Raw genomic sequence first — 12,071 nt, forward strand, 5'->3', positions numbered from 1 at the left:
AAGGAGGGCTATAAATGAAACTAATGGAACAACAACTACATGAGTTAGGTGGTTTGCGCGTACATATTATTCCGACTGATAAATATAAAACGAATACCTTTGTATTTCGTTTTAAAGCGCCTTTAAATGAGGAGACGGTGACAGAGCGTGCCCTATTGCCATACGTATTGCAAAGTGCGACAGAAAAATTACCTTCTGTAATTCGTCTTCGTCAATATTTAGAAGAATTATACGGATCTTCTTTAGCGGTAGATGTAAGTAAAAAAGGGGAAGACCATATTATCTCCATTTATGTAGACATTGCAAATGAAGTTTATTTACATGATGCACCACCGTTATTTGAAAAAGCGCTTTCTATGTTGTCAGATATTGTGTTACATCCAGCAACGGAGGGGAACGGTTTCCTATCTTCTATCGTAGAAAGTGAAAAAAGAGCACTGTTACAGAGAATTGAAGCTACTTATGATGATAAAATGCGTTATGCAAACGAGCGTTTAATTGAAGAAATGTGCAAAGTAGAACCGTATCGTTTAAGTGCAAATGGAAAAAAAGAGAGTGTTATGTCTATTACAAATGAAAGTTTGTATCAATATTATCAAAAGGTGTTAGCGGAAGATGAAATGGATCTATATATTATTGGTGATATTTCAGAAAACGCCGTTGATCTTGTAAGTAAGTATTTTTCTATTTCAACTCGTCCAGTGAGAGAAAGAAATGTACTCCTTCATAGACGAAATAATGAAGAAAAAGAAGTTGTTGAAAAACAAGAATTAAAACAAAGTAAATTACACATCGGTTATCGTACATTTGTCACATATAAAGATGAAGATTATTTTGCATTGCAATTGTTCAATGGATTGTTTGGTGGCTTTTCTCATTCGAAGTTATTCGTAAATGTGCGTGAAAAAAATAGTTTAGCGTACTATGCAGCATCGCGCTTTGAAAGTCATAAAGGTTTATTATTTGTTATGTCAGGAATCGAAGCGAAAAATTATGAAAAAGCAGTTGAGATTATTAAAGAACAAATGCTTGCGATGCAAAACGGAGAGTTTTCTGAAGAAGAAATACATCAAACAAAAAGTGTCATCCAAAATCAAATATTAGAGGCAATTGATACACCACGTGGCTTTGTAGAAATGCTATATCATGGTATTATTTCAGATCGTACACGTCCAGTTGAAGAATGGCTTACAGGTATAGAAAGTGTGACGAAAGAAGAAATTGTAAAAGTTGCTAAAAATATTGAACTAGATACAATTTACTTTTTACAAGGAACGGAGGGAGAGTAAATGGAGAAAATTGTTTATGAGCAATTAAAAGAAACACTCTATTATGAAAAACTTCCTAATGGATTAGATGTATATGTTTTACCGAAACAAGGATTTAATAAAACATTTGCGACGTTTACGACGAAATATGGTTCTGTAGATAATACATTTGTACCATTAGGGAAAGAAGAAATGATTCGTGTGCCTGATGGAATTGCACATTTTCTTGAGCATAAATTATTTGAAAAAGAAGATCATGATGCTTTCCAATTGTTTAGTAAACAAGGAGCATCGGCAAATGCTTTTACATCCTTTACACGAACAGCTTACCTTTTTTCATGTACTTCAAACGTAGAACAAAATTTAAATACATTGCTAAACTTCGTGCAAGAGCCTTATTTCTCTGAAAAAACGGTTGAAAAAGAGAAGGGGATAATTGGGCAAGAAATTCAAATGTATCAAGATAACCCAGATTGGCGTTTGTACTTCGGGTTAATTGATAGCTTGTTTGTAAAACACCCAATTAAAATTGATATTGCAGGGACAATCGAATCTATTAGTAAAATTACGAAAGATTTATTGTATGAATGTTATGAAACATTTTATCATCCGAGCAATATGTTATTATTTGTTGTGGGTGCAATTGATCCAGAGAAAACAATGGATTTAGTACGTGAAAATCAAGCGAAAAAAGATTATAAAAACCAGCCAGAAATTGTGCGTTCATTTGAAGAAGAACCAAATGAGGTAAATGAAAAGAAAAAAATTATTTCAATGCCTGTGCAAACACCGAAATGTTTAGTTGGTATTAAAGCGACTAATTTAAAGGAAAAGGGGCAAGCGCTTTTAAAACAAGAAATTGCGCTTACGTTACTCTTAGATTATTTATTTGGGAAAAGTTCTGTTCATTACGAAACTTTATATAATGAAGGGCTTATTGATGATTCATTCTCGTATGACTATACAGAAGAAAATAACTTCGGTTTTGCAATGGTTGGCGGTGATACGAAACAACCTGATGAATTGGCAAATCGTTTAAAAGATATTTTATTAAAAACAGATTATGATCAATTAGATGCGGCGGCATTAGAACGAGTGAAGAAAAAGAAAATTGGTGGTTTTTTACGCTCGTTGAATTCACCAGAATATATTGCAAATCAATTTACACGATACGCGTTTAATGAATCTAGCCTATTTGACGCATTGACTGTATTAGAAGGACTAACCGTTCAAGACTTACAAGAAGTAGCGAAATTATTGTTATCAGAAGACAAAATGAGTATTTGTCAGGTGTTACCGAAAAAATAAAATTAAAAAGATACCCTCATCTTATCATTGAAAAATTGTAAGATGAGGGTATTATTTAGTTATGTGAAAATTGAACTTGTAGAGATAAGAGAGGGACTTTATGAAAAAGTATGCGTTAGTAACTGGAGGGAGCGGAGGAATTGGCTCTGCTATTTCGAAACAATTAATTCAAGATGGATATACAGTTTATGTTCATTACAATAACAGTGAAGAAAAGGTATTGGAATTGCAGAAGGCATGGGGAGAAGTTATCCCTGTTCAAGCGAATTTAGCTTCTAGTGATGGAGCAGAGCAATTGTGGGGACAAATTGAACATCCTATTGATGTTATTGTATACGCAGCTGGGAAGAGTATTTTTGGACTAGTAACAGATGTAACAAACGATGAATTGGATTATATGGTAGAACTTCAAGTGAAGAACGTATATAAATTACTTTCTATGGCACTTCCGCCTATGATCGGGAGAAGAAGTGGTAATATTGTAATTGTTTCATCTATATGGGGACAAATAGGGGCTTCTTGTGAAGTGCTTTATTCAATGGTAAAAGGGGCACAAAATTCATATGTGAAAGCTTTAGCGAAAGAAGTTTCTTTAAGTGGATTACGTGTGAATGCAGTAGCACCAGGAGCAATTGAAACGGAAATGTTAAGTGTTTTTTCTGAAGAAGATAAAATGGGAATTGCTGAAGATATACCATTAGGTAGAATAGGATTACCAGAAGAAGTAGCGACAACAGTTTCATTCCTCGTATCACCAGGAGCGTCTTACATAACTGGACAAATTATCGGAGTGAATGGCGGTTGGCACTGCTAAAAAATTCTTACATAAAAAATGAATAGTTGCACAAATTAAGGATGATTTTATTACTCAATAGTGAGGTGCTTAATTATGTCAGTATTAGATAATTTTGATCAGTGGAAGAGCTTTTTAGGAGAACGTTTAGAGCAAGCGCAAGACAAAGGTTTAGATGGCGGTGCGGTATCAGATATGGCGTTTCGTGTTGGCGACTATCTTGCTAATGAGGTAGAAGGACGCAATGACCAAGAGAAATTATTAGCTGAGCTTTGGAAAGTTGCTGATGAACAGGAGCAACATACAATTGCAAATTTAATGGTTAAGTTCGTACAACATAAGTAAAAGTAGAGAGGAGATTCTCCTCTCTACTTTTTTTGTATAATAATTACACAGGGTAGATTATACATTTAGCTTCCCTATTAAGGTGAAATCATATAATATAGTACGTAGGTGTAAAGTAAGCAAGGGGAGTGATCTTGGATGATTGAATGGTATTTTGAATATGAAATACATAAAAACCGACCTGGCTTGCTTGGTGACGTTTCTTCGTTAATCGGTATGCTCGGCATTAATATTGTCACAATTAATGGTGTAGATAATGCACGACGTGGGTTACTTCTTATGTGTGATAATCAAGAGCAAATCTCTAGACTTGAATCAATTTTAAATACGATGGATAACATAACGGTAACGAAATATCGTCCGCCCAAGCTAAGAGATAAGCTAGCGGTTAGACATGGTAGGTACATACAACGAGATGCAGATGATAAGAAAACATTTCGATTTGTGCGTGATGAATTAGGCTTACTTGTAGACTTTATGGCAGAAATTATGAAAAAAGAAGGCCATAAACTAATTGGGATACGCGGAATGCCTCGTGTCGGAAAAACAGAATCCATTGTTGCTGCAAGTGTTTGTGCAAATAAAAGGTGGTTATTTGTATCATCTACTCTTATTAAGCAAACTGTTCGTAGTCAATTAATTGAAGATGAGTATAGCGATGACAATATTTTCATCCTAGATGGAATTGTGTCAACGAAGCGTGCTAACGAAAGACATTGGCAGCTCGTTCGTGAAATTATGAGATTGCCTGCAACGAAAGTTGTAGAACATCCTGATGTATTTGTGAGTCAGTCAGAATACACATTGGATGATTTTGATTATATTATCGAGTTGCGTAACGATTATGATGAAGAAATTCAATATAATTTAGTAGATGAAATTGAGCAAGGTACGCAAAATAATTTCTCTATGTTTGACTTTTAAAGAAATATTGAGGTGTTAGTAGTGACGGAATTGGGACAAAAGCTGAAAGAAGCAAGAGAAGCGAAAGGCTTGTCTATTGATCAGCTGCATGAGATTACAAAAATTCAAAAACGCCATTTAGTGGCAATTGAAGAAGGCAATTATGATGTATTGCCAGGAGCTTTTTATGCGCGTGCATTCATTAAACAATACGCAGATGCGGTTGGATTAAATGGAGAGGAACTGCTCGTAGAACATCAGAGTACGATACCACAATCTGAAAAGCGTGAAGTTCCACAAGTATCAACGGGACAAAAAACACAAGAAACAATGCAAAAATCTTCATCATGGCCAATTGCAGATCACATGCCGAAAATCTTAGTTGCGCTGTTAGTAATTGCAGTTGGAGTGGTAATCTGGTTTGTGTTTCAAGCGTTAACTGGAAAAGATGATGAAAAAGTTCCGAGCGCTCAAAGTGAGAAAATTGAAGTTCAAAAAGCGAAAGATTCTCCGTTAGATACGAAGAAAGATGAAGTGAAAGCGGAAGAGCCAAAAAAAGAGGAACCAAAGAAAGAAGGACCAAAGAAAGAGGAGCAACCAGCACAACCAACTGGACAGCAAGAAGTGAAAGTAGTTGGAACAACTGGAAAAGTATCTACTTTGGAAATTCATAATAATAAAACATTAGAACTGGAATTATCGGGTAAAGGTGCGAGTTATGTAGATGTTAAAGATGATGCTGGGAATGTGATTCTAAACGCTACAGTACAAGAGGGCCAAATAGAAAAACGTGATGTATCAACATTAAAAGAAGTGCGACTTAATATTGGAAATGCAACGAATGTTGAAGTTAAACTGAATGGCCAAGTGGTCGCTTATCCATTGGATCCAGAAAAAGAACTTCACCAAAGATTGGTGATAAAAAACCAAGGGATAGAGCAACCTGCACAATAACAGTCATCGCTTCGATGACTTTTTTTCGATGAACAAATGTTTTTGATATGATGGAGGAATAGCTGTGAATTTACCAAATAAAATTACAATATCTAGAATCTTCTTAATTCCAATTTTTATGGTAATTATGTTAGCACCCTTTGATTGGGGTTCATACAAAATTGGTGATGTTGATTTACCGATTCAACATTTAGTGGGGGCACTTATCTTTATCATTGCTTCAGCTACAGATTGGATTGATGGACATTACGCAAGAAAATATAATCTTGTAACGAATTTAGGGAAGTTTCTTGACCCGTTAGCTGATAAATTACTTGTTTCGGCAGCACTTATTACATTGGTAGAGATGCAATATGTACCGGCTTGGATTGTTATTGTAATTATCAGTCGTGAGTTTGCGGTAACTGGTTTACGTCTTGTACTTGCTGGAACAGGGGAAGTAGTTGCAGCAAACCAGCTAGGAAAAATTAAGACATGGACACAAATTATTGCGATTGCAGCATATTTATTACACGATGTACCTTTAAATTTAATCCATATTCCAGTTGCGGATATCTTCATATGGATTGCATTAATCTTTACTGTTATTTCAGGATGGGATTATTTCTGGAAAAATAGAGCTGCTTTTGTAAACTCAAAATAGAAGTTTATGGGGGAATTGGGATGAATGCTGAGATTATTGCGGTTGGAACTGAATTATTACTTGGACAAATTGCAAATACAAATGCCCAGTTTTTATCTGAAAAGTTAGCTTCAATCGGAATTAACGTGTACTATCATACTGTTGTTGGTGATAATAATAAGCGATTGCAAAAGGCGATTGAAGCTGCGGAAGAACGTGCTGATATACTTATTTTTACAGGTGGATTAGGACCGACAAAAGATGATTTAACGAAAGAAACGATAGCTGCTAGTTTAGATGAAGAGCTTGTGTATGATGAAAAGGCATTAGCCTTAATAAGTAATTACTTTAAGCGTACAGGCCGTGAATTTACGGAGAATAATAAAAAGCAAGCGCTCGTTTTAAATGGAGCAACAGTATTTGCAAATGACCACGGTATGGCGCCGGGTATGGGGGTAAATAAGAACGGAAAAGTTTATATTTTATTACCAGGGCCGCCAAAAGAAATGAAACCAATGTATGTAAGTTACGTAGAGCCTTTTTTACGTAATTTTACAACAGGAGAAAACATTTATTCTCGTGTGCTTCGTTTCTTCGGCATTGGGGAGTCCCAATTAGAGGTGAAAGTTCAAGATTTAATTGATGGACAAACAAACCCAACAATTGCCCCGTTAGCAAATGATGGAGAAGTGACATTACGTTTAACCGCTAAGCATCAAAATGTTAGCGAAGCGGAGAAACTAATTCAACATGTGGAAGATTTGATTTTAGAAAGAGTAGGAGAATTTTTCTACGGATATGACCAAGAATTTTTGCATTATAAGGCAATCGAGTTATTGAAGAGAAAAGGGTTAACTTTAGCGTGTGCAGAAAGTTTAACAGGTGGTCTTTTTGGAAATCAAGTAACTGAAAACGCTGGTGTTTCTTCTGTGTTTAAAGGCGGTGTCATTTGTTATCATAATGATGTGAAGCAATATGTTTTACGTGTGCCTGAAGAAGTGTTGCATACTGATGGTGCAGTTAGTAAAGAATGTGCTCGTTATCTTGCTGAAAATGTTAAGGATGTACTAAAAGCGGATATTGGAATTAGTTTCACTGGGGTAGCAGGGCCAGATGCTTCAGAACAGAAAGAACCAGGAACAGTATTTGTTGGGCTTTCGATTAAGGATGAACCAACTGTAGTCTTTCCTCTTAATTTAAGCGGAAGTCGTCAACAAATTAGAGAACGAACAGCAAAATATGGATTTTATCATTTATATAAAAAGCTAGAAGAGATATAAGTTTCTTCTAGTTTTTTTACGGTTAAATTTAGATATTATTTGATAGAAAATAAAAAAATCGAATAAATGTTCGATTTTTGTTGGCAAATTGAATTGAAAATAGGTATAATAAGATTAGCAATTCAGTTAAGGAGGAATTTTGAATGAGTGATCGTCAAGCAGCGTTAGATATGGCGTTAAAACAAATAGAGAAGCAATTCGGTAAAGGTTCAATTATGAAATTAGGAGAACAAGCGGAGCGTAGAGTTTCTACGGTTTCTAGTGGTTCTTTAGCACTTGATGTGGCACTAGGGGTAGGCGGATATCCACGTGGCCGTATTATCGAAATTTACGGACCTGAAAGTTCAGGTAAAACGACAGTTTCATTACATGCAATTGCAGAAGTACAACGTCAAGGTGGACAAGCAGCATTCATCGATGCGGAGCACGCAATGGATCCTGTATATGCACAAAAATTAGGCGTTAACATAGATGAATTACTATTATCACAGCCTGATACAGGGGAGCAAGGATTAGAAATCGCGGAAGCACTTGTACGAAGTGGTGCGGTTGACATTATCGTAATTGACTCTGTAGCAGCTCTTGTACCGAAAGCAGAGATTGAAGGCGACATGGGTGACTCACACGTAGGTTTACAAGCACGTTTAATGTCACAAGCACTTCGTAAGCTTTCAGGAGCAATCAACAAATCAAAAACAATTGCAATCTTTATTAACCAAATTCGTGAAAAAGTTGGGGTTATGTTCGGAAACCCAGAAACAACTCCAGGTGGTCGTGCGTTGAAATTCTATTCAACTGTTCGTCTTGAAGTGCGTCGTGCGGAGCAATTAAAGCAAGGTAACGACATCGTTGGTAATAAAACAAAAGTAAAAGTAGTGAAAAATAAAGTAGCACCACCATTCCGTGTTGCTGAAGTTGATATTATGTACGGAGAAGGTATTTCAAGAGAAGGTGAAATCTTGGATATGGCTTCTGAGCTTGATATCGTTCAAAAGAGCGGTGCTTGGTATTCTTATAATGAAGAACGCCTAGGACAAGGTCGTGAAAATTCGAAGCAGTTCTTAAAAGAAAATACAGATTTAAGAGAAGAAATTGCTTTCTTTATTCGTGAGCATCACGGAATTAGTGAAGATTCTGGTGCTGAGGGCGCAGAAGATTCAACTCTTCTTGATTAAAAAAATAAAAGACACGGCCTCGTGTCTTTTATTTTTTTTATCTACTATTAAGGAGCATAATACTATAGATAAAAAATATTTTTTTACTTCAAATGCGTTGTGTAAAGAGGGATATATAAATATTTTAAGTAAAAGAAATGGGAATTACTAAGGTTTTCCAGTATAGTAGGCTCCTTACTTTTAAAATTTAGGTCACATTCAAGGCTGAAGGCAAAGAAAGTAAAAGTAGACAACGCTTGACAATGAAAATTACGATAGATACAATGAGAATGTATATTTTTTCTTATATACAATATACTCTTCTCAAGAAGAGAAGTAATATTCGGAGTAAGGTTTAAATCTTACCGAAATAATAATATGACATTTTAATTGTGAAATGAAGAAAGTCCCTTAAAAAAGCGGGACGACGGTCTTTGCTGTATGTTGTAATTCAATGTACATGCCGACAGTCTTTTTTCATTCATAGCAAGGGGAGGTGAAATCATGACGAGTACAGTTTGGATACTCATCTCCATTTTGCTTGCAACAGTCGGTGCAGTTGTTGGCTTTTTTGTTCGAAAGTCTATTGCTGAAGCGAAGATTAATGGTGCGGCTAATGAAGCGAGACGTATTTTAGACGAAGCGAATCGTGATGCTGAAGCACTTAAGAAAGAAGCGCTTTTAGAAGCAAAGGATGAAATTCATACACTTCGTACAGAAGCTGAATTAGAAATTCGTGACCGTAGAAGCGAATTACAAAAACAAGAAAATCGTTTAATGCAAAAAGAAGAGAACCTTGATCGTAAAGACGAAACGCTCGATAAACGCGAGCAACAGTTAGAGAAGAAAGAGGAATCTCTTGTAGCGAGACAACAACAGATTGAAGAGTTGGAAAGCAAAGTGGGAGAGTTAGTTCAAAAGCAACAAACAGAATTAGAGCGCATTTCCAATCTGACACGCGAACAAGCGAAAGCAATTATTCTTGGTAAAGTAGAAAGTGAAGTTTCTCATGAAATCGCTGTTATGGTAAAAGAGAGTGAAGTTCGCGCGAAAGAAGAAGCGGATAAGAAAGCAAAAGAGATTTTATCTCTTGCAATGCAAAGATGTGCAGCTGATCATGTTGCTGAAACAACCGTTTCGGTTGTAAATCTTCCAAATGACGAAATGAAGGGACGTATTATCGGGCGTGAAGGTCGTAATATTCGTACGTTAGAAACGTTAACGGGTATTGACTTAATTATCGATGATACACCAGAGGCAGTAATCCTTTCTGGATTCGACCCAATTCGTCGTGAAACAGCTCGTATCGCTCTTGATAAACTAGTACAGGACGGACGTATTCACCCAGCGCGTATTGAAGAGATGGTCGAAAAATCAAGACGTGAAGTGGACGAGTATATTCGCGAAGTCGGAGAGCAAACAACGTTTGAAGTGGGTGTTCATGGATTACATCCAGATTTAATTAAAATTTTAGGTCGTTTAAAATACCGTACAAGTTATGGTCAAAACGTCTTAAAACACTCTATGGAAGTTGCATATTTAACTGGACTTATGGCGGCAGAGCTTGGCGAGGATGAAAAACTAGCAAGACGTGCAGGTCTATTACATGATATCGGAAAAGCGATTGACCATGAAGTAGAAGGAAGCCACGTTGAAATTGGTGTTGAACTTGCAACGAAATATAAAGAGCATCCTGTAGTTATAAACAGTATCGCATCTCACCATGGTGACACAGAACCAACTTCTATCATTGCAGTTTTAGTTGCAGCAGCAGATGCTTTATCAGCTGCAAGACCGGGAGCTCGTAGTGAAACACTTGAAAACTATATTCGTCGTCTTGAAAAGTTAGAAGAGATTTCAGAGTCTTATGAAGGCGTTGAAAAGTCATTTGCAATTCAAGCAGGACGTGAAGTTCGTATTTTGGTAAAACCAGATACAATCGATGACTTAGAAGCTCATCGTTTAGCTCGTGATATCCGAAAACGTATTGAAAATGAACTGGATTACCCAGGACATATTAAAGTAACTGTTATTCGTGAAACACGTGCAGTGGAATACGCAAAATAAAGTGGTGAAACACCACTTTATTTTTTTGTGTTGGAATTGGATAAAATAAAGACAGTTAGTTATATAGTATAAAAGTGAAACAAACTTATAATAAACATATTATAAGGAATTTACTTGATGCTATAGCAATAAAAAATGCAGTACATAGAAAGGGTAAGACATATGAGAATATTATTTGTTGGGGATGTAGTAGGATCTCCTGGTAGAGGTATGATTCAACAATACGTACCGGCATTAAAGAAAAAATATACACCTACAGTAACAATCATTAATGGAGAAAACGCAGCAGGTGGCCGTGGGATTACAGAAAAAATATATCGAAACTTTTTAGAATGTGGGGCGCAAGCAGTTACACTTGGAAACCACGCTTGGGATAATCGTGAAGTATTTGAATTCATCGATGATGCAAAATATCTTGCAAGACCAGCTAACTTCCCAGAAGGAACTCCAGGAAAAGGACTTATCTTTGTGAACTGTAATGGAACAGAAGTTGCAGTTATTAACTTACAAGGACGTACTTTCCTTCCTCCGATTGATTGTCCATTCCGTAAAGTGGATGAATTAATTAATATTGCGAAAAAACGTACGAATATTATCTTTGTTGACTTCCATGCGGAAACTACAAGTGAAAAACAAGCGCTAGGTTGGTATGTAGATGGACGTGCTACAGCAGTAGTAGGTACGCATACGCATGTCCCTACAGCAGATAACCGTATTTTACCAAGCGGAACGGCATACATTACAGATGTTGGAATGACAGGGCCGTATGATGGAATATTAGGTATGGATAGAGAAGCAGTATTGAAGAAGTTTTTAACAAACTTACCAGTACGATTTGAAGTAACAAATGGTAGAACGCAATTAAGTGCAGTGTTAATTGATGTGGATCCAAATACAGGAAAAGCAAAGAAAATTGAACGTATTTTAATTAATGACGATCAACCATTTTTTGAGTAAATTCCCGTTAAATTTTAGATAAGTTATTATATTTTAATTTTTTAGAAAAATTACGAAAATTTAGCAGGAATACGCGCCATTTCTCGTGAATATAAGTTAAAGTGAAATAATTGCTAATACTTTTTAAAGAAACGAGGAGGAAACGCGGAATGGAAATATTAAAAGTTAAAGCAACGTCGGTCCCTAATTCTGTAGCTGGTGCACTTGCAGGTGTTATTCGCGAACGCGGAACAGCAGAAATTCAAGCTATTGGTGCAGGTGCATTGAACCAAGCGGTAAAGGCAGTAGCAATCGCAAGAGGATTTGTAGCGCCTAGTGGTTTGGACCTGATTTGTATCCCAGCGTTTACAGATATTATGATTGATGGCGAAGAGCGTACAGCAATAAAATTAATTGTAGAACCTCGTTAAGTTTTAAACA

The 12,071-nt window shown here is 36.2% G+C and carries 12 protein-coding genes; all 12 read left to right on the plus strand.

Annotated elements, in window-relative coordinates:
* Window positions 1-14 precede the first annotated feature (14 nt).
* The 12 genes from yfmF to spoVS all read left to right on the plus strand — a co-directional run bounded on the left by yfmF (window position 15) and on the right by spoVS (window position 12,061).
* Window positions 15-1,289 carry an EF-P 5-aminopentanol modification-associated protein YfmF gene (gene yfmF / locus MR112_RS08815; protein ID WP_000772418.1) on the plus strand — a complete coding sequence of 425 codons (1,275 nt, stop codon included), beginning with the start codon at window positions 15-17 and terminating at the stop codon, window positions 1,287-1,289.
* Window positions 1,290-2,576: an EF-P 5-aminopentanol modification-associated protein YfmH gene (gene yfmH / locus MR112_RS08820; RefSeq protein WP_000411976.1), complete on the plus strand. Its 1,287-nt coding sequence runs from the start codon at window positions 1,290-1,292 to the stop codon at window positions 2,574-2,576. It abuts the gene before it with no gap.
* Window positions 2,577-2,676: 100 nt separating this feature from the next.
* On the plus strand, window positions 2,677-3,390 hold the full coding sequence (gene ymfI, locus MR112_RS08825) for an elongation factor P 5-aminopentanone reductase (protein WP_211477791.1): 714 nt from the start codon (window positions 2,677-2,679) through the stop codon (window positions 3,388-3,390).
* 75 nt (window positions 3,391-3,465) lie between these two features.
* Entirely contained in the window at window positions 3,466-3,714 is a 249-nt protein-coding gene (locus tag MR112_RS08830; RefSeq protein ID WP_000114450.1) for a DUF3243 domain-containing protein, read from the plus strand.
* 138 nt (window positions 3,715-3,852) lie between these two features.
* Window positions 3,853-4,638, plus strand: coding sequence for a DUF3388 domain-containing protein (locus tag MR112_RS08835; protein WP_000574107.1), 786 nt, complete (start codon window positions 3,853-3,855; stop codon window positions 4,636-4,638).
* A 21-nt stretch (window positions 4,639-4,659) separates the two neighbouring features.
* Complete coding sequence (locus MR112_RS08840; RefSeq protein WP_211477790.1) at window positions 4,660-5,571, plus strand: helix-turn-helix domain-containing protein; 912 nt, start codon at window positions 4,660-4,662, stop codon at window positions 5,569-5,571.
* A 64-nt stretch (window positions 5,572-5,635) separates the two neighbouring features.
* The gene (pgsA, locus tag MR112_RS08845; RefSeq protein WP_001052967.1) at window positions 5,636-6,214 is read left to right on the plus strand and encodes a CDP-diacylglycerol--glycerol-3-phosphate 3-phosphatidyltransferase; all 579 of its coding nucleotides are present in this window, start codon (window positions 5,636-5,638) and stop codon (window positions 6,212-6,214) included.
* Window positions 6,215-6,234: 20 nt separating this feature from the next.
* Window positions 6,235-7,473, plus strand: a complete 1,239-nt coding sequence (gene cinA / locus MR112_RS08850; RefSeq protein ID WP_000990690.1) for a competence/damage-inducible protein CinA — start codon at window positions 6,235-6,237, stop codon at window positions 7,471-7,473.
* A 143-nt stretch (window positions 7,474-7,616) separates the two neighbouring features.
* Entirely contained in the window at window positions 7,617-8,648 is a 1,032-nt protein-coding gene (gene recA, locus MR112_RS08855; RefSeq protein ID WP_001283860.1) for a recombinase RecA, read from the plus strand.
* Between the two features lie 483 nt (window positions 8,649-9,131).
* A complete protein-coding gene (rny, locus tag MR112_RS08860) occupies window positions 9,132-10,694 on the plus strand; it encodes a ribonuclease Y (protein ID WP_000204911.1) in 1,563 nt (520 codons plus the stop codon).
* Window positions 10,695-10,856: 162 nt separating this feature from the next.
* Window positions 10,857-11,651, plus strand: a complete 795-nt coding sequence (locus MR112_RS08865) for a TIGR00282 family metallophosphoesterase (protein WP_001221095.1) — start codon at window positions 10,857-10,859, stop codon at window positions 11,649-11,651.
* Between the two features lie 149 nt (window positions 11,652-11,800).
* The gene (gene spoVS / locus MR112_RS08870; protein WP_000404341.1) at window positions 11,801-12,061 is read left to right on the plus strand and encodes a stage V sporulation protein SpoVS; all 261 of its coding nucleotides are present in this window, start codon (window positions 11,801-11,803) and stop codon (window positions 12,059-12,061) included.
* The last annotated feature ends 10 nt before the right edge of the window (window positions 12,062-12,071 follow it).

It is taken from the genome of Bacillus cereus group sp. BfR-BA-01330, from assembly GCF_022663885.1.
GTDB lineage: Bacteria > Bacillota > Bacilli > Bacillales > Bacillaceae_G > Bacillus_A > Bacillus_A cereus.

What these genes read in the sequence shown, in the direction of transcription:
- MR112_RS08865 (WP_001221095.1), top strand. Translation starts at nt 10,857, where the DNA reads ATGAGAATATTATTTGTTGGGGATGTAGTAGGATCTCCTGGTAGAGGT.
- recA (WP_001283860.1), top strand. Translation starts at nt 7,617, where the DNA reads ATGAGTGATCGTCAAGCAGCGTTAGATATGGCGTTAAAACAAATAGAG.
- MR112_RS08835 (WP_000574107.1), top strand. Translation starts at nt 3,853, where the DNA reads ATGATTGAATGGTATTTTGAATATGAAATACATAAAAACCGACCTGGC.
- yfmH (WP_000411976.1), top strand. Translation starts at nt 1,290, where the DNA reads ATGGAGAAAATTGTTTATGAGCAATTAAAAGAAACACTCTATTATGAA.
- yfmF (WP_000772418.1), top strand. Translation starts at nt 15, where the DNA reads ATGAAACTAATGGAACAACAACTACATGAGTTAGGTGGTTTGCGCGTA.
- ymfI (WP_211477791.1), top strand. Translation starts at nt 2,677, where the DNA reads ATGAAAAAGTATGCGTTAGTAACTGGAGGGAGCGGAGGAATTGGCTCT.
- MR112_RS08830 (WP_000114450.1), top strand. Translation starts at nt 3,466, where the DNA reads ATGTCAGTATTAGATAATTTTGATCAGTGGAAGAGCTTTTTAGGAGAA.
- cinA (WP_000990690.1), top strand. Translation starts at nt 6,235, where the DNA reads ATGAATGCTGAGATTATTGCGGTTGGAACTGAATTATTACTTGGACAA.
- spoVS (WP_000404341.1), top strand. Translation starts at nt 11,801, where the DNA reads ATGGAAATATTAAAAGTTAAAGCAACGTCGGTCCCTAATTCTGTAGCT.
- rny (WP_000204911.1), top strand. Translation starts at nt 9,132, where the DNA reads ATGACGAGTACAGTTTGGATACTCATCTCCATTTTGCTTGCAACAGTC.